The organism is Chitinophaga pinensis DSM 2588 (assembly GCF_000024005.1).
Classification (GTDB): Bacteria; Bacteroidota; Bacteroidia; order Chitinophagales; family Chitinophagaceae; genus Chitinophaga; species Chitinophaga pinensis.
In genome coordinates, this window is sequence record NC_013132.1 from 5,384,712 (window position 1) to 5,408,822 (window position 24,111).

At 44.4% G+C, this 24,111-nt stretch carries 23 protein-coding genes; 9 read left to right on the plus strand and 14 right to left on the minus strand.

Features of this window, described 5'->3' with window-relative positions:
- Positions 1-29: 29 nt before the first annotated feature.
- The 4 genes from CPIN_RS21475 to CPIN_RS21490 form a co-directional block, all read right to left on the minus strand.
- On the minus strand, positions 30-782 hold the full coding sequence (locus tag CPIN_RS21475) for an SDR family NAD(P)-dependent oxidoreductase (RefSeq protein ID WP_012791944.1): 753 nt from the start codon (positions 780-782) through the stop codon (positions 30-32).
- A gap of 77 nt (positions 783-859) precedes the next feature.
- Positions 860-1,810 carry a helix-turn-helix domain-containing protein gene (locus tag CPIN_RS21480; protein WP_044222118.1) on the minus strand — a complete coding sequence of 317 codons (951 nt, stop codon included), beginning with the start codon at positions 1,808-1,810 and terminating at the stop codon, positions 860-862.
- 87 nt (positions 1,811-1,897) lie between these two features.
- Positions 1,898-2,782: a helix-turn-helix domain-containing protein gene (locus CPIN_RS36875; protein ID WP_187294674.1), complete on the minus strand. Its 885-nt coding sequence runs from the start codon at positions 2,780-2,782 to the stop codon at positions 1,898-1,900.
- Between the two features lie 32 nt (positions 2,783-2,814).
- Positions 2,815-3,795 (minus strand): amidohydrolase family protein, encoded by a 981-nt coding sequence (locus tag CPIN_RS21490; protein ID WP_012791947.1) that lies wholly within the window; start codon positions 3,793-3,795, stop codon positions 2,815-2,817.
- Between the two features lie 205 nt (positions 3,796-4,000).
- On the opposite strand from CPIN_RS21490, the gene CPIN_RS36880 reads away from it, so the two are divergent.
- Positions 4,001-5,848 (plus strand): RICIN domain-containing protein, encoded by a 1,848-nt coding sequence (locus CPIN_RS36880; protein WP_012791948.1) that lies wholly within the window; start codon positions 4,001-4,003, stop codon positions 5,846-5,848.
- Positions 5,849-5,931: 83 nt separating this feature from the next.
- Here CPIN_RS36880 and CPIN_RS21500 read toward each other — a convergent pair whose 3' ends face one another.
- The 9 genes from CPIN_RS21500 to kaiC all read right to left on the minus strand — a co-directional run bounded on the left by CPIN_RS21500 (position 5,932) and on the right by kaiC (position 15,458).
- Positions 5,932-8,214 carry a xanthine dehydrogenase family protein molybdopterin-binding subunit gene (locus CPIN_RS21500; RefSeq protein ID WP_012791949.1) on the minus strand — a complete coding sequence of 761 codons (2,283 nt, stop codon included), beginning with the start codon at positions 8,212-8,214 and terminating at the stop codon, positions 5,932-5,934.
- A gap of 54 nt (positions 8,215-8,268) precedes the next feature.
- On the minus strand, positions 8,269-9,291 hold the full coding sequence (locus CPIN_RS21505) for an FAD binding domain-containing protein (RefSeq protein ID WP_012791950.1): 1,023 nt from the start codon (positions 9,289-9,291) through the stop codon (positions 8,269-8,271).
- 22 nt (positions 9,292-9,313) lie between these two features.
- On the minus strand, positions 9,314-9,919 hold the full coding sequence (locus tag CPIN_RS21510; RefSeq protein WP_222838141.1) for a 2Fe-2S iron-sulfur cluster-binding protein: 606 nt from the start codon (positions 9,917-9,919) through the stop codon (positions 9,314-9,316).
- Between the two features lie 552 nt (positions 9,920-10,471).
- Positions 10,472-11,227 carry an acyl-CoA desaturase gene (locus CPIN_RS21515; protein ID WP_012791952.1) on the minus strand — a complete coding sequence of 252 codons (756 nt, stop codon included), beginning with the start codon at positions 11,225-11,227 and terminating at the stop codon, positions 10,472-10,474.
- Between the two features lie 137 nt (positions 11,228-11,364).
- Positions 11,365-11,790 carry a response regulator gene (locus CPIN_RS21520; RefSeq protein WP_012791953.1) on the minus strand — a complete coding sequence of 142 codons (426 nt, stop codon included), beginning with the start codon at positions 11,788-11,790 and terminating at the stop codon, positions 11,365-11,367.
- A 5-nt stretch (positions 11,791-11,795) separates the two neighbouring features.
- Positions 11,796-13,088, minus strand: coding sequence for a sensor histidine kinase (locus CPIN_RS21525; protein ID WP_012791954.1), 1,293 nt, complete (start codon positions 13,086-13,088; stop codon positions 11,796-11,798).
- A 4-nt stretch (positions 13,089-13,092) separates the two neighbouring features.
- Positions 13,093-13,401: a circadian clock KaiB family protein gene (locus tag CPIN_RS21530; protein ID WP_012791955.1), complete on the minus strand. Its 309-nt coding sequence runs from the start codon at positions 13,399-13,401 to the stop codon at positions 13,093-13,095.
- 1 nt (position 13,402) lies between these two features.
- Positions 13,403-13,750 carry a circadian clock KaiB family protein gene (locus CPIN_RS21535; protein ID WP_012791956.1) on the minus strand — a complete coding sequence of 116 codons (348 nt, stop codon included), beginning with the start codon at positions 13,748-13,750 and terminating at the stop codon, positions 13,403-13,405.
- Positions 13,734-15,458: a circadian clock protein KaiC gene (gene kaiC / locus CPIN_RS21540; RefSeq protein WP_012791957.1), complete on the minus strand. Its 1,725-nt coding sequence runs from the start codon at positions 15,456-15,458 to the stop codon at positions 13,734-13,736. Before kaiC ends, CPIN_RS21535 begins: the two co-directional genes overlap by 17 nt.
- 314 nt (positions 15,459-15,772) lie before the next feature.
- On the opposite strand from kaiC, the gene CPIN_RS21545 reads away from it, so the two are divergent.
- Positions 15,773-16,051, plus strand: a complete 279-nt coding sequence (locus CPIN_RS21545; protein ID WP_012791958.1) for an RNA recognition motif domain-containing protein — start codon at positions 15,773-15,775, stop codon at positions 16,049-16,051.
- A gap of 60 nt (positions 16,052-16,111) precedes the next feature.
- The gene (locus CPIN_RS21550; protein ID WP_012791959.1) at positions 16,112-16,378 is read left to right on the plus strand and encodes a hypothetical protein; all 267 of its coding nucleotides are present in this window, start codon (positions 16,112-16,114) and stop codon (positions 16,376-16,378) included.
- A gap of 55 nt (positions 16,379-16,433) precedes the next feature.
- On the opposite strand, the gene CPIN_RS21555 is transcribed toward CPIN_RS21550, so the two are convergent.
- A complete protein-coding gene (locus CPIN_RS21555; RefSeq protein WP_012791960.1) occupies positions 16,434-16,829 on the minus strand; it encodes a VOC family protein in 396 nt (131 codons plus the stop codon).
- A gap of 214 nt (positions 16,830-17,043) precedes the next feature.
- Between CPIN_RS21555 and CPIN_RS21560 the strand changes: the two genes are divergently transcribed.
- The 6 genes from CPIN_RS21560 (at position 17,044) to CPIN_RS21580 (ending at position 24,110) form a co-directional block, all read left to right on the plus strand.
- The gene (locus CPIN_RS21560) at positions 17,044-17,931 is read left to right on the plus strand and encodes an NAD(P)H-binding protein (RefSeq protein ID WP_012791961.1); all 888 of its coding nucleotides are present in this window, start codon (positions 17,044-17,046) and stop codon (positions 17,929-17,931) included.
- A 166-nt stretch (positions 17,932-18,097) separates the two neighbouring features.
- Positions 18,098-19,078 (plus strand): helix-turn-helix transcriptional regulator, encoded by a 981-nt coding sequence (locus CPIN_RS21565; protein WP_012791962.1) that lies wholly within the window; start codon positions 18,098-18,100, stop codon positions 19,076-19,078.
- A 123-nt stretch (positions 19,079-19,201) separates the two neighbouring features.
- The gene (locus CPIN_RS21570; RefSeq protein WP_012791963.1) at positions 19,202-20,269 is read left to right on the plus strand and encodes an alkene reductase; all 1,068 of its coding nucleotides are present in this window, start codon (positions 19,202-19,204) and stop codon (positions 20,267-20,269) included.
- An 87-nt stretch (positions 20,270-20,356) separates the two neighbouring features.
- Positions 20,357-21,298 (plus strand): NAD(P)-dependent alcohol dehydrogenase, encoded by a 942-nt coding sequence (locus tag CPIN_RS21575; RefSeq protein WP_012791964.1) that lies wholly within the window; start codon positions 20,357-20,359, stop codon positions 21,296-21,298.
- A 395-nt stretch (positions 21,299-21,693) separates the two neighbouring features.
- Positions 21,694-21,993, plus strand: coding sequence for an ABC transporter permease (locus CPIN_RS39395; protein ID WP_245552025.1), 300 nt, complete (start codon positions 21,694-21,696; stop codon positions 21,991-21,993).
- Positions 21,990-24,110 carry an ABC transporter permease gene (locus CPIN_RS21580; RefSeq protein WP_245552132.1) on the plus strand — a complete coding sequence of 707 codons (2,121 nt, stop codon included), beginning with the start codon at positions 21,990-21,992 and terminating at the stop codon, positions 24,108-24,110. Before CPIN_RS39395 ends, CPIN_RS21580 begins: the two co-directional genes overlap by 4 nt.
- Position 24,111 lies beyond the last annotated feature (1 nt).

Genomic DNA, 24,111 nt, shown 5'->3' on the forward strand with positions numbered 1-24,111 from the left:
AAAGGCTTTCTTACAAGCAAACAAGGTAGTTACAATCCGACACCACCGGTTACTTCAATACGCTGACCATTCACCCATTTTGCATCATCGCTACAGAGAAAGGCTACCACACCGCCAACATCATCAGGTAAACCAACACGGCCCAGGGCTGTTATACCTTCTACAAACCTGCGGATATCAGGATTGTCTTCCATGGCCCCACCACCAAAGATCGCTCCCGGTGCTACCACATTAGCAGATATACCTCTTGTACCCAGTTCTGCCGCCAGGTAACGTGTGTATACGTCCATTCCGCCCTTCATGATCCCATAAATTGACACACCCGGATAAGAGATCCTTGATACTGCAGAAGAGATATTGACGATCCTTCCGCCATCCTGTAACAATGGTAACATCTTTTGTGTGAGGAAATAAACACCCTTCAGATGAATATTCATCATCTCGTCAAACTGGCTTTCCGTAGCAGCAGTAATCGGTGACTGCAAACTGGTACCCGCATTATTGATCAGAAAATCCAGCCGGGGCTTTCCAAATGTGGTATTTAATGTTTTGCTTAGCTGGTCTGTGAAAGCATCGAAACCTTTAATATCTGATGTGTTAAGTGGTAAGGCGGCCGCCTTACGCCCAAGTGCCTGAATAGCGGCTACTGTTTCATCTGCACTTGCCTTGTTACTGAGATATGTTATGATGACATCGTTACCTTTCTGTGCCAGGCTTAATGCAATATTCTGACCAATGCCCCGGCTACCGCCTGTGACCAATGCAATTTTTGAATCGCTCATTGTTGTACTATTTTGATTTAAAACAGTACAAAACTCCTATAAATGACAATTGCATACAATGGCAGGCGCAATCCATTTTATGTATAATTCAAACTTTTCGCCTGGGAGCGATAAGTACCGGGAGGTATGGAAGTTTCACTCTTAAAGAACTTGGCAAAATGCGCAAAGTCCGAAAACCCCAAACTATCTGCAATTTCAGCTATCGTCCAGTTTGTCTGCCGCAGGAGAATCTGTGCTTCCTTCAGGATTCTTCCGCCTATCAGCGCAGATGTCGTCAGACCAGTGGTTTCCTTTAATATTTTATTCAAATGGTTGACATGTATAGAGAGCATGTCCGCGTAGTCTTTAGCCGTACGCAGTTTAATCCGCTGGTGGGGGTTTTCCAATGGAAATTGCCTTTCCAGCAGCTCAATGAACAGGGAAGTGGTCCGTGCAAAATGGCTGTGATTCGGATGAAGCATTACTGTTGACTGTAATTGTTGCCCCAGGTGAATAAGCTCCAGGGCGTAGACCCTTAGCAGGTCATATTTATAGGCATAAGTAGACGCGATCATGGTCTGCATCTTCTCAAAGATGTCTTTTACTTTTTTGATATCCCCTTTCTGTAGTTGAAATACAGGATGTTCCGGTGATTTATAAATAGGCAGTTCGTCCACTACTACGCCACTTCTCGCCGGGTGAAAAAACTCTGGTGTAAATACGCAAAACATCCCTGACTGCCGTTCCTCCGGAAACCATGTAACAGGCATTTTAGGTGTCGTAAAAACCAGTGTAGGCTGTGAAAGCTGTATAATACCATCCGGATATCCGATCTGTGAATGCCCCTGTAAAAGACTGATTTTGTAGAAAGTCCGGCATTGGTAGGGTTCACTGGGTTTATCCTGGGCGCCCTGTCTGATGTTTAACAGATTAAATACGTTAAAATGACCAATCTCGTCCTGAATACCTGTTGGCAACAGCGCATTCAGTTCCAGGGAGGAGCCGCTGGCAAAGCGTTTATCAAGTTCGTTTAGTGACACCCTTTCCATAACCTTCATTTGTAAAAATCAAAGTTACGCCATCTTCACCAATATAACGTTCTTTGACGCCCGGCAAGCAGAAAGGAGCCTGTGTAATCAGAAAATGGTCATCTCCCCTTCCGTTTTATTATCGCCTTTGAATTTCTTACGAAAAGTAAGTGCCGTCATACCGGTTTCCTTATAGAAAAGGCGGGAAAAATAAGAATGGTTTTCAAAGCCAAGATCAGCGGCTATCTGTTTTACACTCAGATTGGTAAAATACAATAGTCGTTTGGCTTCGGTGAGGAGGGTAAATCTGATCCAGAATGATACGGTGGATCCCGTTATTTTCTTTACGGCTTCGTTGAGATAAGGCGCTGAGACGTGTAACATATCCGCATAGTCAGCCGGACTTTTATAGGCGACTATATTTTCCTTCAACAATTTCTTAAAGTCCATCGATAATATGGCCGGTCTGGAATTATCTGTTTCCACTTTTGAATACATACGAATTGTACCTGCCACCATCTCAAAGAAAGACCTTAATAACGCGTGTAACACTGCTATACGGCCATGCGCCTGTTGTCTGGATGTCCGACGATGGAGTACATGCAGCAACCCGTCATAATCCGCTATTTCATCCACTGATAATGTAAGCGGATCCTGGAAACCCGACCAGCTTTCAATAATATCCCTGCATGCAGGAGGAACCAAAGCAGGGTCTGCCGCTATAAACCATCCTTTTGCCTGATGTGATTGAATGCGATAGTGTATTTGTTCTGGCAGGATATAATAGAGCTGATGAGGACCAACCGTTTTTTCCTCAAAATCTACAATAGTGGTCCCTGCCCCTTCGGTCACGATGAAGAATATATAATGATCATCCCGATGTGCGCCAGTATCGACGGATTGCCTGTGCTCAGCCGTTTCCGGGGAGAATGGTTTCAGCTGGAACCCAAGGCTGCTTCTGTCCTGTAATTTATGTACCGGCACATGCTTCATAGTACAAAAGTAGCCTTTCCCGGTTTTACACATTAAAATTTCAATATGCGATCTGCGTTTCCATGCGCCATTTTAGCCAGCTGTTCTGCGGGAAGTGCGGCCTTAGTTAAAAAGTCTATCCCCATCTGATTACTGCTGAAAGGATAATCTATAGAAAACAAGATATTATCGATACCGATGGTGTCGATGGCTATTTGTAGTGGCGGTTGGGTAAATATGCCGCTGGTCGTAATATACAGTTGCTTGCGGAACGTTTCTATCAGCGTCCGCTGATTCTTACCATTATTACCTGGCTGGAATACCCTGTTTGACCGCTCCCACATCATAGGCAGCATTTCACCCATATGGCCGATGATGATGTTTAGTTGTGGATATTTGTCAAAAATGCCGGCAGCTAACAGGCGAAGGATATGTATGGCTGTTTCCGAATGCCATCCCCATCCATAACAGGCAATGGCTTCATTGGGGCCTTTTGTATCTCCTACATTGCTGTAATAGGCATCGATCACTTCCTTAGGTGGAATGCCGGGATGAATATACAGCGGCACACCTAATTTCTCTGCACATGCAAAAACGGGCGCAAATTTGGGTGCATCCAGGAATACTCCGTTTATAAGTCCTTTAATCATGGCGCCGCAAAAGCCATGTGTTTTTACCGCGCGTTCCAGTTCATCCGCGGCAGCTTCCGGCACTGTCATGGGAAGCATGGCAAATGCGGCAAAAGCATCGGAATGACTGCTTATTTTATCCGCCAGCAAATCATTATACTTTGCCGCAAATGCTGGTGCTAAACTATCAGGCAACAGATAGACGTCTGTGTTTTCTACCGAAAGTACCTGCATGGATATACCGGCTGCTTTCATCGAAGTTAGCCGTTCACCTGTGATGTCTGCCAGCTTTTCCTGCATTTGCAGTGCTGCGCCTGATTGCTTCCTGTTTTTTAATATTTCCTCCGGCAGAAGCGCGGTCATTTCCGGAAATGAAACATGTTCTTCCAAGGTTACGATTCTCATGTCAATACAATTTAGCTGGTGCAAAGAGATGAAAGTCAGGGCGGACCGTCAATAAATAAAATCAGGTAATGATAGCACAATTTGCGGTATTTTATATTATTTTTGGCGTATACATACCCTACCCGCTCCATACATCGTATTAGCTATCAAAATCAATTCTTTTAGCTATGTAATCAATTTTAAACCCTTAGTAACCACGAATGTTATGAAAATTAACTTTAAACCACTATGTGCACTTTTGTTGCTTATCCTGCTATCTGTGAGCGACGGAGTTTTTGCTCAATCGGGCATTTATGTCGGCGGGCATTTCCGCAGAGAAAGAAATCATACGATCACCGATTTAAAAGCCTCCGGATTTACATACGTCATCCTATTCGACGTTACTGTTCAGCCCAACGGAGACTTAACTACAGATGGACAAACCATCTGCTCAAACGGCACCTACGTTTTCGGATCTACCAATCCAAACTATATTGCCGATGTAACTGCGCTTAAAACTGGCGTTACTTCTATCACCCGGGTAGAAACATGTGTAGGTGGCTGGGGAAGTCACTCTTATACAAATATTAAAAATCTGGTCAGCAGCCAGGGTACGGGAGCAAGCAGTATCCTTTACCGGAATTTTAAAGCATTGAAAACAGCCATTCCCTCTATTGATGCGATCAACAATGATGATGAAGAGGCATATGATGTTAATTCCGCCAGCGCCTTCCACGTGATGCTGGCTGACATTGGCTATAAAACGACGCTTGCCCCTTATCGTAACAAGCCTTACTGGCAAAGCGTAGCTACCAATGTCAATAACCAGCGCAGTGGTGCTGTCGACAGGATTTACCTGCAGTGGTATGAAGGTGGCGCCGGCAACAATCCATGTGACTGGAATATCAATAATATTCAGCTGCATACGGGAGACCTCAATTATGAGAATGGCAACACGGTCGCTGACAAGATGACCCGCGCTAAAAATAACTGTAACTCCAAAGGAGGATTTTACTGGGTATATAACGACAACAATATTAACCTGAAAGAACTCGCTAACAGGGTCAATACCATCTTTGGTATACGCACCAAAAACCAGCAGGAAGTAGCCAATTTCTACAATGACTGTGACTATAAAGGCTTTGCCAATGGCCTGGAAGTGGGCGATTACGATCTGAGCAGACTCCAGTCTTTAGGTATAGACAACGACATCCTGTCGAGCCTCACCGTGGCCGAAGGATTTGAAGTGACTGTCTACGATGACCACAACTTTACCGGTACCTCAAAAACATACAGGGGAAACGTCGCTTGTCTGGTAGCTGATGGCTTAAATGACAAAGTTTCCTCGCTGCGCATCCGCACTACCGGAGCTACCAATTTAGCAGGTACCTGGTTTATTCAGAACCGGAATAGTGGCAAATATATGGACCTGGCAGCTGAACAGGTACAGGCAAATGGCGGTAATATTCAGCAATGGGAATATGTAGGCGGTACCAATCAACAGTTTCAGCTGATACACCTGGGGGATGGCGCCTACAATATCAAGGTAATTGCCAGTGGTAAATCTTTAGATGTTGACGGCATTAATAAAGCCGAAGGAGCTAATATACTGCAATGGGATTATGTGGGCGGTTTTAACCAGCAGTTCGTACTGGTTCCAACTACCGATGGATATTATAAATTTATTGCCAAACATAGTGGCAGGATTGCAGAAGTAGCAGACGCCAGTTCGTCTAATGGTGCGAATGTCCGTCAATGGGGTAATAATAATCAAACATGTGGTCAATGGCGGCTGGTACAATCCGAAGCTGCCAGGACAGCTGCACCAAAGATAACAGTGGCAGACAATAAGGATTTCACAATTTATCCGAATCCTGCTGCTGAAACGCTTTATTTCTCTTCCAGGGAACTGATTGGCGCAAAAGTAGCGGTATCAGATATAGCGGGGCATATCGTCATCAATACCGTTATGTCAGGTAGCAATATTGATGTATCTGCACTTAAACCGGGTTTATATACTATTCGGGTTATTAAAAGCGGTAAAACTATTGTAAAGAAATTTATTAAGCATTAGCGCACATAAAGAGAAGAAGCCGGCTCAGATTAATGGCCGGCTTCTTCTCTTTCAATATAGTGATTCGACACTAACAACTCGCTTCACAGTAATTTATCCGGCGTCAGTGGCAGATCCCGTAATCTTTTTCCGGTAGCATTGAATACGGCATTGGCAATGGCGGCTGATACGCCGGTAATACCGATTTCTCCGATACCCCTGGCGCCTATAGGTGATATATGCGGATCGGGTTTACCAATAAAATGTACATCGATCGGTGGTACATCCAGGTTTACGGGTACGTGGTAATCCGCCAGCGTACGCGTTACCGGATTTCCCCAGCGTTTATCGTATTCTGTTGACTCCATGAGGGCTGCTCCAATGCCGAAGATCACGCCCCCGATAATCTGTGAACGCGCCGTTTTTTCATTCATGATACGTCCCACATCCTGTACGCTGGTAAAGCGCTTCACACGGATAGTACCAAAATCCTGATCTACCCATACTTCGGCAAACTGGGCGCCAAAGGAATGAAAAGCATATTGTTTGATATCGCTGTTCTGTTCAGGAGGAGTCTCTCTTGGTGTACACAATGCGCTGGGTACTGTCATACCCGGACCAGACACCGGCTGTGTAGTCGCACAGACTTCTATTTCAGTGCGCTTAGCCCGTTTCATAATGTCTGCATAATCGTCACTCTTCTTTTCGTCACCTGTAATAACCAGTTTGCCGTTGGTATAACTGATCTCTTCCAGTCGACGACCGTTTAGCTTTGAAGAAGGATCTGCAATGGCTAACGCGGCCAGTTCTTTCCTTAATAGTACACAGGCTTCCATAGCAGCCGGATGGATGCTGGCGGTCGTTTGGGAACCACCTGCCAGCGGTGCAGCCGGAAGACTGGAATCACCAATTTTCACGTCGATCCTGTCTACCGGAACCCCCAGGGCGTCGGCTACCGTTTGTGCCAGTACCGTATATGTTCCTGTTCCGATATCGATTGATGCGGTTTGCACTGTCACATCCCCGTTTGCAGTGAGTGTCACCTTCACAGATGCAGCACTACGGCCGCCCGGGTAAGTAGCGGTAGCCATGCCATAACCTATGAGATATTTCCCTTTTCTTTGTCGTCCCGGCTCCATACTCCGCGCCGACCAGCCGAATCTTTCTGCACCGATGCGGTAACAGTCCACCAGAAAGTCACTGGAGAAATCATGTCCTTTCATCGGATCTTTAGCAGTATGATTAGCGATCCTGAATTCCACAGGGTCCATCTTGAGTTCGTACGCCATCTCATCCATCGCCGATTCGAGCGCAAATGTCCCCGGTGTCTCTCCGGGTGCGCGCATGAACGTCGGCGTGCCCCGATTCAATGTAGTTACATTATAGGTAACTTCACGTATAGGCGCCTGATAGAGCACGAGTGACTGTTTCCCGCTGGGTTCAAAAAAATTGGTGAGGTTGTTATAAGAATCCGTATGATGACGGAGTGCACTCAATTTCCCTGCTGTGTCGGTCCCCAGTGCTACACGCTGGATAGTAGCGGCACGGTGTCCGACATTCGTCTGCATCATCTGCCTGGTAAGCGCCAGTTTCACCGGGCGGGACACTGCTTTCGCAGCAATGGCCACTAACAGCGTATGCAGCCATAGGCCTTTACTACCGAACCCACCTCCTACATATGGTGCGACTACGCGCACATTCTCTGGTTGCAATCCCAGGAAATAGGCGGCAATAGCACTGGTTATGCCTACGCCCTGTGTTGCATCATATAAGGTGAGCTTTTTGCTACCATCCCATACAGCTATCGTAGCATGTGGTTCCATGGGATGATGATGTTCGGTGGGTGTGGAATAACTATGATTAACCTGGTGCGCTGAAGCGGCAAGTGGAGCAGCTGTTTTCCCCTCGTTTACCTGCGCTTCTTCGCCCATGAACATTTTAGGCTTTTTAGCGTTGGGGAGTTCAGTCTTCAGGTCTGTAGCTGCTTTTTCCTCCGTATAGCGTATTTTTAATTTATAAGCAGCCGTACGCGCCTGTTCGTAAGTCTCCGCTACTACAACGGCGATAAACTGTCCGAGGTAATGTACTTTATTTTCCTGTAAGGGCAGCAGGTTTTCTCCCACGAATGCGGCGCCGGCTTTCATCTGCGCCTGCATATCCATAGGTTTTAACCTGAGGGCGTTTTTATAGCTGATCACACTGAGCACGCCGGGTTCTTTCTTTGCGGCGGCATCATCAATGGATGCAATGAGTCCTTTTGCGATCGTCGCGCGTACAGGAAACGCATACGCCATGTTAGGCTGATTGAACTCAGCTGCATACGTTGCCTTACCAGTGACCTTTAGGCGGCCATCTATACGGCTGATCGGTTTTCCGGTTTCGCTCATGAGTTAAAAAGTTAATCTTGTTGAAAATCAATTTCAGTATGCTGCAATTCTTCATCAAACACCTGTGTCCAACCCTGCATTCATGCCATAACCTACGCCGTTCATGGCATTGGAAAGCGCACGTACAATAGCATCACCTGCCATTTTTACTTTATATTTGTTATGTTCCAATGGCCTGGCATTTTTTAATTCTGCAGTTGCGGCCACCTTAAAGTTGGCGGCAGTAGCTTCCTTACCCCTTAATAATTTCTCTGCTACAGTTGCCCGCCACGGCTTATGCGCAACACCTCCCAGGGCAATACGGACATCTCTGATCTTATTGCCATCAAGCGACATTGCCGCCGCAACAGACACCAGTGCAAAAGCATACGACGATCTTTCGCGAATCTTAAGATAATAAGCGTGTTCGGCAAGATCATTTTCCGGCAGTTCAATAGCCGTGATCAGTTCTCCATGCTTCAGATTATTATCTATCTGGGGCGTATCGCCGGGTAGGCGATGAAAATCAGCAAATGCGATCGTTCGTTTTTGCTGGTTTCCTGACTCCACATGTACGACTGCATCAAGGGCCGCTAAGGCAACCGCCATGTCAGACGGATAAACCGCGACACATTTTTCCGACCACCCGAAAATAGCATGGTTGCGATTGATGCCTTTCAGGGCACCACAACCCGAGCCTGGTGTACGTTTATTGCAGGGCATATTTACATCATAAAAGTAGGTACAGCGGGTACGCTGATTAAGGTTCCCTGCATTGGTTGCCATATTTCTGATCTGCGCGCTTGCACCTGCCAGAATCGCCATCGTCAATAATGGATAATGCTTACGGACTCTTTCGTGATTGGCAGTAAAAGCATTCGTCGCTGTAGCGCCAATTGAGATGCCGTTTGACGTCTTATCAATACCATCGTATTTTAAGCGGGTAACATTCACCAGTTCAGCAGGGTGCATAACATCCTCCTTCATCAGGTCTAACAGGTTCGTTCCACCGCCTAAGAACTTAGCATCGGCGTTCGTGGATATAGCCGTAATGGCAGTAGCCGGATCAGCGGCATTCGAATATTTGAATGGTCTCATGATTAACAATTGCTTGATATGATCAAATAGTGCCATCAGCAAATTGCCAAACCTGGGCAACAGCCTTGTCTCCGTGCACCTCACGAATGGCATCCACTATATTCGGATAAGCCCCGCAACGGCAGATGTTCCCCGACATCCGCTCACGTATTTCCTCATCGGACAGTTCCATCGGCCTTCCGGACTCCCGAACGTTACTGGTTACATAACTCGCTTCTCCGTTCTTTGCTTCATTCATTAAGGCAACTGCTGAACAAATCTGGCCTGGTGTGCAATAACCACATTGAAAGCCGTCATGTTTGATAAATGCAGCCTGCATCGGATGCAGTTTGTCGCCGTCAGCGAGACCTTCAATAGTTGTTACTTCCTTCTCTTCACAGGTGGCAGCAAGCGTCAGGCAGGACAAGACGCGTCTGCCATCAACTATTACCGTGCACGCCCCACACTGTCCATGATCACAGCCCTTCTTGGAACCTGTCAGTTCCATACGCTCACGTAAAGCATCAAGTAGGGTCATACGTGAATCTACCAGTAGTTGCTGCGCACTGCCATTTACTTTAAAGGATACGTTGACGCCATTTTCAATGACGGTGGGAGGTAATGGAGCGCCGGTGGTGCTCCTGGCCATTAATTGCTCGATACCGAGAAGATGCGTTGCGAGTAAGCCAGTTCCGGTGTATGTTACTAATTTAAGGAAATGGCGTCTCTTTATGCCCGAAGTAATGATTTCACTCATCTCGTCAGGCATTAGCTCCTCAAGGGCTCGTCTTTCAGCATCCGTCAGATCCGGAAACTTAGGTTGATCTTCCATCGTGTATGTTTGAGGGTATTTAAATATAATTTGGGAATAGTTTTATGATTTTGTCCTACCCTTGACACAAAACCTGTGAACCTGGCACAAAAGCATGGGGGCTAATAAACGGTCTTCAAATAGCATACCGGTACTGAAGCGGGAATCGTTATATAATCTGCGCTAGAACGCAAGAAGGCGTCAATGCTGTCATGCAAAATATAAATATGGCGCGCATAATATAACGCATGCTGTCAGCCCCCGTATTCAATAGTCAGAATCTGTGTCGCGCGCAATAAAATTCCCCGGTTTGGGGATTTGGCAAAACAGAAAGATCAGGATACATACCCTGATCTTTCTGTTTATTATGTAATACCATTAAAACCTTTGCTAATGGGCAACAGCCGGAGATATCTTTGAGGTATTCACAAGTCTGATAATTTTGAAATATGATAAGGTCCGTATGACATAATACACCGGGTCAATCTCATACCAGCGACGACCGAAGTTTACGGAAGAAGGATGTTTATGGTGATTATTGTGATAGGATTCTCCCAACATCAATACATCCACAAAAAGCAGGTTCATAGACGTATTTTTTAACTTGAAATTGATGTATCCATACTTATGTGCGAACCAATTCACAATAGCACCATGAAAAGCGCCCATTGAAACGACGATAGGCAAAAGCAGGTACTGCCAGGGACTAGTGGCGAATGCTACAAAAAACAGGATATATAGCACGACCCATAGTAATCTTGAAAATCCACCATTGGCAAAGCGATCAAATCCATCCCAGGAGGGAAGGTTTTTGAGGTATCGTTCCTCTACTACTGTTCTGTCATGCAGAATATCCTGATAGACTTTTCGTGTGTTCCACATCATTGAAAAGATATCGGACGAATTCGACGGCGAGTGGGGATCAAGCGGGGTATCTGTATGCGCATGATGCAACCTGTGCATGATGCCATATGCCTTTGGACTCATATAAGACGACCCTTGTGTAATATAAGTGACGATAAAAAAGAACCGTTCCCAGGCTTTATTCATTGTAAAAGCACCGTGTGCTGCATATCTGTGCTGAAAAAACGTTTGCGAAAACAACGATAAATACCAGATAGAAATGAAAAAGATTGCAATAACCATATCAGAGATTTTGTAGGACGCTGGAAATAAATCTCAAATATGCTATTTGATAGATGGAAATATGACGCGTGGTCTAGTGAAGTGATGAGATGAAGGTACCGTTTCTAATGTTAAAGAAATGGTAATGCATAAAATATTTATAAAATATTTTTATCAAATGAAGACCTGTGCATGGCACTCAGCATACTTTCGAGCATTTCATTATATCCTTGCATCGTAAAAGGCTTAGAAAACACTGAAATAGCGCCGGCCTGTAAACTACGCTCCCGTAAAGCGCCGTCGGCGTATGTCGAATAGATAAAAACAGGAATAGCTGCATATACCGGGTTTTCTTTCAATATTTTCAGTGTCTGCAGTCCGTTTTGCTTTGGCATATTCTGGTCAAGCAGGATCATATCAGGCAGCTTATCTGATGATATTATCGCTGCCAGAGCGTCTATCGCTTCAAGCCCGTTTTCAACACAGGCGAAAAGCTCAACATCATTGCGTCCGGCCAGAAAAGTGCAGAACATTTCTCTGTCGTCATCATCATCTTCTGCTAGTAATATTCTTAAAATTGACATATAGATTAGCTGATACTGTGCGTTACTGGAATAATGATCTGAAATCTACTTCCGCACCGGACTTTACTTTTAACATGAATAACTCCGTTGTGTTTCTCTACTATTTTTTTTGCAATTGCAAGACCAATGCCTGTTCCCTCAAAAGCCTCTTTACTGTTCAGTCGTTCAAAAAGCGCAAATATATTCGGTATATATTTTTCTTCAAAGCCTATTCCATTGTCTTCTACACTGACCATATAATAGCTTCCTTCCGGACTTTCAGGACTATCGAAATTTTTATCAGCAAGAAAACAGCCTCCTATTTTTATAACCGGCCTTATTCCCGGATTGGAAAATTTCAGTGCATTGGATATGAGATTTTGAAACATCTGTCTGATCTGCCCTTTATTTACATCAAGTACAGGCAGTTTGGCAACACTGATTTGCGCATCCTTTTCTTTGATAAGCAACTCAAAATCTTCCAGAATTTCCTGTACCAGTTCATCAAGCGCAACGGGAAGAAATTCACCTGTATTAATGGATAATCTTGAGTAATTCAACACATCGATAATCAATGTCTTCATACGTTCTGCTGACTTCAAGATCTTTTCAAGGTATTGATATTCTTTACCGGCAGGTTGCAAAACGCCGGCGGTTTTTAAGAAATTTCCAAACATTTGTATTTTACGCAGTGGTTCCTGCAGATCATGAGAGGCGACGGATGCAAACTGCTGGAGATCGTGATTGCTCGATTCAAGAGTGCTGTTCAGTTGCTCCAGTTGCCGGTTGTTTTCTTCAAGTATCCTTTGCGTATTTTTCTGCTCGGAAAGATCAGTGAGGATAATATTCATGGACATTTCGCTGGCGAGTTCCAGCCGGTTCAATGACAATTTTGTCGGAACAAATGATGCATGACGCAACAGATCCACTTCCCCCTTCGTATCTTCCTTCCAGCAGGATTCATATAAATCCATATAAATTGACCGGGAATGAGGAGCAACAAACGTAGACAACGGCTGGCCGATAATATACATTAATGGAAGTGCCAGCATGTCCGAAAACCGCGAATTAGCGTATAGAATGACGCCATCTCTGTTCAGCGTCACTGCTCCTTCATTCATTTTTTCTATGAACATACGATAAGCGTGATCAGCCGTTTGCAAGGTGTACAGCTGATGCGTACCCCCCTGTTGTACAACCAGGGCATCCACCTGACCAGTTCGGATGGCTTCAATGGTCTCTTCTGCTTCAGCAAGGCGTCTTCGTGTCTCAGCCAGCTCTTCCAGCAGGTCGTTGTTCAAATTAATATGATTATCCATTACGCTAAATCACGTCAAGTATTTTTAATATTTTATCACTTTCTGAAAGGTCACCAATTAATTTTCTTTGCGGCAGAGGCAGCTTCTTAATTAACAATGGTAAAGCAATAATTTGTTCTTGCTGAGCTAAAGCAGGTTCCTGATAGACATCAATGATTTCCAGGGAATACCTTCCCTTTAGATATGTTTCGCATATCTGACGAATATTTGAGACCGCCCTTATTGAATTGGGCGTACTGCCTGTAATAAACAACCGCAGCACGTATTCAGATGTATCCGCATCTTCTCTGTCTTTTTTTCCCTGATGTGCCATGCTATCTTTTTACAGGTTTAATATCCAGCCCGACCAGCACCTTTTCCTCATTAGATAAATCACCGATAATCTTTCTGACCGGCACAGGTACTTTTCTGACAAGCGTAGGAATCGCAAGTATCTGATCGCCGGCAGCCAGTTGCGGCTGGACCAGAAGATCTATCACCTCCAGTTCATATCTGCCCTGAAGATATTCCTCACAGTAGCGTTTAAGGTTGGCGAGCGCCGCTACAGACTTTGGCGTATTACCGGCAACATATAGCCGAAGTTGCCATCTCTCCTTTTGTGTCTTAGTACTCCTGGCGCGTGAGGGTGATACCGACTGCTTTTCTTTATTTCCTTTTACCATTGGCAGATTTTCGGTTAGTACGATTGTTGGTTAATTCCTGCCTGTTTTTTGCCATAATAGCATTTGTCAGTTCTTCTTCCAGAAACGTTTTATTCAGTTCATCCTGCACAGACTCAAATTCCTCTCTTAGTGAAGCAATTTTTGCTTCAAGTACCAATTTCTTTCTTTCGACCTCTCGGTCCTTACGGGTAATAGCATGTGTACGCATTTCGACACCTGTGGCTTCCGTCAACTCCTGCGCTTTACGGGCAGAGCCAACAAGAATACCATTTGGACCTAAATAAACGTCTATCAACTCTAACCCGGTATCTTTTATCACAAATTCCCTGACCTGATTACTATGGTCCATTCCCCGGGCTTTCATGATATAAATACCACGGTTCCTTTCTCCATTAGACTCAATATCCCTTACCAGTATCCAGGCATCTACCAGAGAAGAGACGCCTTCATCAGTCTGAGTAGATGGTTCTTTTTCAAATACCAGGGCAGTAAAGATCACTGTAATATTTTCCGATTGAAGAAAGTCTATAAGTCTTATCAACATTGACTTCACCTCTGACATCGAACCAATCGTAATAAGATTGGTAATAGGATCAATGATCACTGTACGTGGTCTAAACTTTCTGATTACTTTATGAATAGCCACCAAATGCATTTCCAGACCGTATAAGGTTGGTCTGGAAGAATGAATTTCCAGCAATCCTGCATCCATATGCTTCTGGAGATCGATCCCTATTGAGTTCATATTACGAACAATCTGTCTGGGAGATTCTTCAAATGCAAAATACAGGCACTTTTCCTTTCTCTTACAGGACGCATCTGCAAAGTAGGTCGCAATACTCGTTTTACCAGTTCCGGCAGTACCTGAAACCAGTATAGAGCTGCCTCTGAAAAATCCGTTCCCACCCAACATTGCATCAAGCGAAGGAATGCCCGATGAAATGCGCTGTGAGGAAACTGCATTGTCCAGCCTCAGTGAAGTAACCGGAAGGACAGAAAATCCCTCCTCATCAATTAAAAACGGGTATTCATTTGTACCATGTAAAGAGCCTCTATACTTCACAACACGAAGAAGTCTGGTAGAAATATGATTGATCACACGATGTTCAAGCAGAATAACACAATCTGACACATACTCCTCTAATCCCTGCCGGGTCAGCGAGTCCTTTCCCCTTTCCGCGGTAATTATGGTCGTTACTCCTTTTTCTTTCAACCAGTTGAATAATCTTCGTAACTCAGCGCGTAAGATACCTTCGTTCGATAAGCCACTAAACAGGTTCTCAATGGTATCAAGCATTACTCTTTTGGCACCAATGCTGTCAATGGCATGGCCAAGTCTTATGAACAAACCATCCAGATCATATTCGCCAGTCTCTTCAATTTCGGTCCGGTCAATATGTACATGATCGATCCATATCAGACCTTGTTTTTGTAACTTTTTTAAATCGAAGCCCAATGAAAGCACATTTTTTTCAAGGTCGTCTGCTTTTTCCTCAAATGTCATAATAACACCAGGCTCATCAAACTGAGTAGCGCCCCTGATAAGGAATTCGATCGAGAAAAGTGTCTTTCCCGCCCCGGCCTCACCGCAAATCAGTGACGGACGGCCCTCAGGCAGACCTCCTCCTGTGATTTCATCAAATCCGGTAATACCAGTCGGTTTCTTTACTAAAGCCTGCTCGTGTTTGCTTTTTATTAAACGGGCCATCCAATAACTTTTAAAATTATCAAACCATGCCTGACGTATCGACAAGCATATATATCATGGAAGATAAGAATAAGATTTGAACCATATACAATATTACAGTTTTATTGATATGGCGCGTGCTGCGATAAACGTCGCCGGGTCATGTTTCCTTGATACCTATAATAATAAATTAGGTCAAGGTTACTATAAACCATATCTTTACCAAGATTACAGTTTGAGTTACGGCACTAGTAACCTAGTTTCCTTTACAGTCTTCTTTTTTACCACCTGCGTTACCTCATTCAATATTTTTCACAAATTAATAATCTTTCAAAATGGATATATACGTGTCCAATCTGAGTCCTTTTATTGTTAACGAGGACCTAAATAATCATTTTTCCAGATACGGAGTGGTGAGTTCAGCAAATGTTATTATCGATAAATTTACGAATCGCAGCAGAGGATTTGGCTTTGTCACCATGCCAAATGATACTGAAGCGGAAAAAGCCATCCAGGAAATGAATGGTTCATTAATAGATGGGAAAACGATTGCTGCCAGTCAGGCCAGACCCAGGGAAGAGAAACCTGGCAGGTCCTACAATAATCGCTGGTGATTATAAAAATATTTACGGAAAAGGGAGATAGTCCCTTTTCCATAATTAAAATGTTAATTCATGACTATAAACGACATATACGCAAGATTACATAGCAGGACTTATTATGATAGAGTTGAACAATTTAAATTCAGATTCCTGAATAATGCTCTTTTCATAGACCGCCGCGCAATAATACCTATTGTGATTCATATGCTGGATGGTGTATTTTATATGCAGGCATTAAAGCAAATCGCGGACGAAAGCCTGTTTCGTCTTGAACTGAACGAAGATGATATCATATTATATAGTACAGAGAACGAGTGTGCACGCTGGACACTCGAATAAGCATTGATTGCCTGAGTCAATGACTGAAACGCTATCTGATAAGTATTTGATTTTATTAATTTTCTGCAAGTAACTCGATCACATTCTCTTCCGGATCGAGGATCACGCCCTCATAATAGCCATCTCCACTCACCCGCGGCTCTCCGATGATCTTATAACCATGTGCTCTGAAATGAGCAATCATTGCATCTACCCGCTCCCTGTTACCTACTGTAAGAGCAAGATGAGCGATTCCTGTAACAAAGCCACGCTGCTGACTGTTGGCAGCTATATCTGCCCTATGCATCAGCTCTATTCTGCTACCGCCATCATTGAATGTGATGAAATAGGAATAAAACTTTTTCACAGGGTTCATATAACGCTCCCCGCAAGTGGCCTCAAAGTGTGTCAGATAAAAGTATCTCATTGCTTCCAGGTCTTCCACCCAGAAGGCTACGTGGTCTATTTTCATGGACTAGATTATTTCAGATCATTGTTCCTGGATACATCCAGGATTGAAATATACAAATATGCAATCGTTTGCCATAATAAGCTGTATAATAATCAATAAAATCTTTTGCTGTCGGAAACGACTAATTTATCGTCGTTTCCGGTTATTTTAGATCTCCCCTTCTTGCGTCCTTTGTATTCACAATACAACCTTGAATCAACAAAAAAAGGACAACATGAAAATTATAACAACAGGCTCACTAGGCAATGTGGCTACACCAGTAGTAAAGCAATTAATTGAAGCAGGTCATGACGTAACCGTTATCACCAGCAATCCAGATAAAAAGAGCGCTATAGAGTCATTAGGCGCTGTAGCAGCAGTAGGCTCCATCACTGACACCTCCTTCTTAATAACAACCTTTAAAGACGCGGATGCCGTCTATGCAATGATGCCTCCTGCGATGGGGGCTACCAACATGATTGAAAATATTACCCGCGCCGGAGAAGCATATGCTGCCGCTATCAGCAATAATAGCATTCAACGCGTGGTCTTCCTGAGCAGCGTTGGTGCAGATGCAGCCGAAGGTACCGGTCCTGTACAAGGAGTGCATCGTGCAGAACAGCTATTACAGCAATTATCCGGTGTAAACGTGACCGTGCTGAGATCCGGCTTCTTTTTCGTTAACTTCCTACGGGATATTCCCCTGATTAAAACGAGGAATATTTTCGGAAATAACTATGACGGAGATACCAAACTGGCGCTGACTCACCCTGTGGATCTGGCAGCTGCCATTGTCAGGGAACTTCAGCAGGATGGAAACGGCTTTGAAGTAAAGTATGTTGTCAGTGATATTTCGACAGGCAATGAAGTAGCGACCCTGTTTGGTCAGGCTATCGGCAAACCTGAATTATCCTGGACATTTATCCCGGATGAACAGTTACAGCAAGGAATGGCGGCCGCAGGTCTTTCTACCGAACTGGCAGGATTAATTACTGAATTAGGTCAGGGCGTAAGAGCCGGCATTATTACCAAAGACTTTTTTGATAAAGGTGCAATCGTGACCGGCAGTACGAAATTGCAACAATTTGTAGAGGAGTTTAAGGCCAGGTATCAGCAGGCTTAAAAAGCAGGCGGCAGGATATGTATTACAGGTATCCTGCCGCCTGTCTGGTTTTTACGGCATATTTAGACAAAACTGAACAGCTATACCTATTGTATCAGGGACATGATCCTGTCCCTGATTATCAGTTTAAAGTTATAAATTGCTGCAATAGCCAAAAGCCAAGGGGATGATATTCAGCTTTTCAGCAACCGCAGATTTTGATTTTATGACCTACTTTGCCCGTCATATCGGGGCAACGGTAAATGATAATTTGTTGGTAATACCTGCATATTTAGGAGAAGGATCCATTAATAAACTGGATTTCGGTCCGGATTTCAAGATCACTATTCACCGGTATCTGCTGAAGGAAGATCTTGTTATCAAACGTAATACTTCCGGTCAGGGGAATGACCTTATTACAATATTCTTCTATAGCAATGAACAACCACTGGGTATTGCTTACAATGACGACCCCTATGTACAATTTTCACAGCGGGAAGATTCAGCGATCCAGGTGACCTCCAATGACCTGAGTTCAACCATACGTTTTCCGGCCAATCATTCTATTCATTATATGGTTGTTGCGATCAAGCCGCCATATCTTAACGCCCTCTTAGCCTCCAATCAGCTGAACTCCACACTGCAGACCATCACAGGCAGTGGTAATTCGTTTCTTTACTTTGAGCGGATGACGGCAGAAACCAAACTGTTGCTGAAAAACCTGAGTGCTGTTGACCTGCAGGACAACCTGAGCCACTTCTACATGCAGATTAAAGTACAGGAATTGCTGTATCTCATATTTCATAAGCTATCAACACGCGAAAATACCCCGCAACAGCACATCAACAACGCTGATGCAGCCAGACTACTCCATATCCGTAATGAGATCATCCGCGACCTTAGTGTGCCTCCCGTATTAGGCGAACTGGCCCAGATCGCAGCCATGAGCGAAACCAAACTTAAACAGCTTTTTAAGCAGGCTTTCGGCGCCACCATCTATAACTATTACCAGCAGGCAAGAATGGAAGAAGCAGCCTTTCTGTTAAAACAAGGTAAGCATTCTGTTGCAGAGGTAGGCTATGAAATGGGCTTTTCTAATCTGAGTCACTTTAGCAGGGTGTTTGAAAAACACTATGGATTAAATCCGAAGAAATTCTCCTACTCCTGATCTTTCCGGCAAAAAACAGTCACACTCCCTCCCCGTCGTTTAAGACTATTTTTCCGTCTTTTAGCGCTATTTGCCGCTTCCGGGAAGATGCAACTTTGTGATGTCAATAAAAACATCGCAAAAATGAAACAGTTATTCACGTCTTATACAAAAGGCTCTTTACAGTTAAAAAACCATGTTGTAATGGCCCCGATGACCAGAAGCCGGGCACTGGGCAATGTACCGAACGACCTTATGGCCACCTACTATAAACAGCGTTCCGGTGCAGGTCTGATCATTACTGAAGGTACTTCGCCAAGTCCTGAGGGATTAGGCTATCCGCGCATTCCCGGTATCTTTTCCGAAGCACAGGTCGAGGCATGGAAAGCAGTCACGAAGGCGGTACATGAGCGTGGATCCAAGATCTTTTTACAACTCATGCATACCGGCAGAATTGCGCATATTGCCAATCTGCCGGAAGGATATCATCCGGTTGGTCTATCTGACATCAAGGCAGCTGGTGAGATCTTCACAGATAAAGAAGGTATGCAGGAGCATTCTGTACCCCTGGCCCTGGATGCGCAGGGTATTGAACTGCTGATCAATGACTTTGTAAAAGCCGCTGAAAATGCCATAAAAGCAGGCTTTGATGGCGTAGAATTGCACGGCGCTAATGGTTACATACTGGAACAATCGCTCAATCCACATGTAAATAACCGTACAGATAGCTATGGAGGAACAATAGAGAACCGCAGCCGCTTAATCATAGCAATAGCCGAAAGAACGGCCCGCGTTATCGGCGCTGAAAAGGTGGGCGTACGTCTCTCTCCCTATTCTGCATTGAGTGATATGCCGGCGTATGATGAGGCAGAAGTACATGCAACTTATGCTTATCTGAGTGGAGCACTGAACAAACTGGGTGTCGCTTATCTCCACATTTCCGACAATCCTGCAATTCCGGAAAAAACACATCAGGCAATACGCAGCGCTTTTTCTAATACGATCATTTACTGTAACGGACTCACACCAGAAACCGCGGAATCTAAGTTACAAGCCGGATCTGCTGACCTGGTAGCCTTTGGCAGAAGTTTCCTCGCCAATCCTGACTTCATGAGGAGGATGGAAAAAAACGACCCTTTAAATGAGGTGGATTATATGACGTTATATACTCCTGGCGAACAAGGATATACAGATTATCCGGTATTAAACTAATAACACCTGTCATATAATTCACTACAGCGCCCGGCAGCTGTCAGGCTTGCCGGGCTTTTCTTTCTAAAAAATAAACAACAATTTGCTATGAAAAAAGTAATCTATCAACAGTTTGGCAACGAAAACGTGCTGGAAATAGTAGAAGCAGCGGTACCCACACCGGAAAAAGATCAATTGCTCGTTCGCGTGAAAGCAGTCTCAATTAATCCGCTGGACTGGAAAGTCTACCGTGGAGAGATGAAACTGATGTCAGGTTCAAAATTCCCTAAAACGCTCGGTATCGATTTCTCTGGTATAGTTGAAAGCATTGGCAGCGATATTACCGGCTTTAAAGCGGGCGATGAAGTAATAGGATTAGTCGATGTATTTAAAGGCGGCGCACTGGCAGATTATGTGCTTGTCAAAGCCACTGATCTTGCACCCAAACCTGCCAATATCTCTTTCGAACAGGCAGCGGCCCTGCCAGTCACCGGACTGTCTGCCCTTCAGATCATTGACGAACTGGCCGCCATCCGTAAAGGTCAGGAAGTACTGATAAACGGCGCTACAGGTGGTATTGGCCTATATGCAATACAGATTGCTAAAAAACGAGGGGCCAGGGTAACCGCTGTAGCCGGCACGCAGGGAACAGCATTGGCAAAAACAGGTGGCGCCGACCAGGTAATCGACTACACCAGAGAAGATATCCGAAATACGCACCAAAGGTTCGATACCATCATTGATCTATCTACGAAAATGTCCTTCACAGCGGCCAAAAAACTGATGAAAAAGAAAGCTACTTTCGTCACCACTCTTCCTTCCCCACTTGTACTGCTGCAATCTGTTTTCAATAATCTTTTCTCCGGAAAAAAACTGAAAGTATTAATACTGAAACCTACAGCGGAAAAGCTTAACATACTATCTGAGCTGGCAAAAAAAGACCTGAAAATTGTGCTAGATAAGACCTATTCTTTCAATGAGATCAGGAGCGCTTACAAAGAAGCAGGTAAAGGAAAGATCATCGGAAAATCAGTTATTGTAACGGATTGATAAACTGTCGTAATTATATATTATTTGTACAGATAAGACAATAGCGGATAAAAAGAAAATGTAGTGTGTGTATTCTGCGTATTTAATATCTTTCAGTAGAGAAAGCTATCAACGTCGTCTGATATTGCTTAGATAAGGCTTATCCTTCGTTGATCTTCCATTGCTGAACGAAAGATTAACGAAGGATAAACCTTATCTGACAAAAGATAAACCGGAAACCAGACAGGATTCATCGGCTTTCTCCTGTTCATTTCCGACCGGAATAAATGTCCGTATCTGAACACTTTACATGGCCCAAAAAATAAAGAATCGCCATAGTAGCCGGTCTGGAAAATGGCAATCTTTTTGATCCTTCTCTCTGACTAAGATTGCCGCTATCATACCAACATACCATTATGCTAAAAAACTATCTTAAAATTGCCTGGCGCAACCTGACAAGAAAAAAAGCCTATTCGGCCATCAATATAACGGGTCTCGCCATCGGGATTACCTGTTGTATACTGATTATGCTTTATGTGCAGGATGAACTGTCCTATGACCGGTATAATACTAATTTTATCAGATATACCGGGTATTACATGCCTATCGCAATGCCAAAGATGCTGACAAAAACACCGCTCCTGCTCCTGAACAATACCAGGTATGGGGCAATGCACCAACAGCGCCTGCACTTGCGGCTGACTTTCCGGAGATAAAGAAAACAGTACAGTTTACAAGTCCGAATACCTTCCTGCTGGAGCATGGCGATAAACATTTCCAGGAAGAAGGCGTGGTATTTACCGACTCCACCGTTTTTGACGTGTTCAGCTGGAAGATGCTGGCAGGCAATCCAAAACAGGCGCTTGTAGCCCCTAACAGTATCGTGCTGACCAGGAGTATGGCTAAGAAGTATTTCGGTGATCAGAACCCTGTAGGAAAGACACTGCGTGTAGAAAACCAGGAGACTTTCACCGTTACCGGGATGATGGAAGATGTTCCGGCTAATTCACACCTCAGCTTTCATGCGTTGGTGTCTATGACCACCTTCATCAAATGGCGGCCTGAGATCTTTAACGAATGGGGATACATAGATTTCTATACCTATTTTCTTTTGCCGGAGCAGACCGATATTAAAAGTCTGGAAGCCAGAATTCCGGGATATACGTCCCGTCATTATCCCAAAAACAACAATGATATTTATACGGTTGCGTTTGAACCCCTATCAGCGGCTTACCTGCATTCAAAGGCGCAACGACAACCCGGACCTACGGGCAGTCTGTCAAACGTCTATATCTTTTCCATTATCGGATTATTTATCCTGCTGATTGCCTGCATCAATTTCGTAAATCTTTCTACTGCCCGTTCTATGGAAAGAGCCCGGGAAGTCGGGGTAAGGAAAGCTGTAGGCGCTTATCAGCAGGGTCTGATCTACCAGTTCCTGACGGAGTCTATCCTTCTTTCGTTAGCAGCAGTGTTACTGTCCGTTATACTCATTATCATCACCTTACCTTTCGTAGGGGAAATAGCGGGCAAACCATTTACTTATTCCCTGCTTCTCTCCTGGAAGATAACGCCTGTACTCGTTTTAATGCCTTTCCTGCTCGGCTTACTGGCAGGTAGTTATCCGGCCTGGGTATTGTCCCGGTTCAGACCTGTAGAAGTATTGAAAGGACAGTTTCGTTCTTCCAACAAAGGTGTTGCCTTACGGAAGGGATTAGTCGTTGTGCAGTTCAGTTTATCTGTTGCACTGATTGCCGGTACCATGATCGTATATTCTCAGCTGCGGCATATGCGGTCACATACACTCGGTTTCCGACAGGATCAGATGCTGGTCATTGATTATGGTGGCGATCAGAAAGTGAATACATCTGTAGAGGCTATAAAAAACACACTGGCGGAAAATCCTGCGGTACAATCTATTTCCGCCTCCAGGGCTGTACCTGGCGATTTTTACCCCAATGGCACCACGCATATTGAATCGCTCAACGGTGATATGAGAAGTGAAACGCCTGCCATGTATGAGATAGACTATGACTTTATCCCTGTTTATGAGATGAAAATGGCTGCAGGAAGGCCGTATTCAAGGAGTTTCCCGGCAGATGACACCGCCTCCCTCCTGATCAATGAAGCAGCTATGAAACAGTATGGCTATTCCAATCCGGAAGAAATCGTAGGCAAACGTTTTGAACAATGGGGCCGTAAAGGAACTGTGATCGGCGTGGTAAAAGATTTTAATTATCAATCCCTGCACAAAAAAGTAGAACCACTTGCCATGAGAATGGCGCCTGCGCAGTCATTAAACAAGTTATCTCTCCGGATAAAAACGGATCATTTATCAAAAACCTTAAAAGAACTGGAACAGACATGGAGCGCCCTGGTACCACATCGCCCCTTCCTGTACAATTTCCTGGACCAGTCCTTTAACACGCAGTATAAGCAGGATGCCCGCTTCGGAAAGCTATTCGCGGCTTTCGCCGGACTGACCATCTTCATTGCCTGTCTCGGTTTATTCGGATTAGCAACCTATACCACCGAACAACGTGTAAAAGAGATAGGCGTAAGAAAAGTACTGGGTGCATCCGTAACTAACATCGTTACCTTGTTATCTTCGGATTTTGTAAAACTGGTACTGATCGCCATCCTTATTGCTACACCGGCAGTTTGGTGGGCGATGCAGGAATGGTTACAGGAATTTGCCTATCGTATAACGATTCAGTGGTGGATGATCGGAACAGCAGGTGTACTGAGTGTGATGACGGCACTGCTGACGGTTAGTCTGCTGGCAGTCAAGGCCGCACTGATGAACCCTGTAAAAGCATTGAGATCGGAATAAC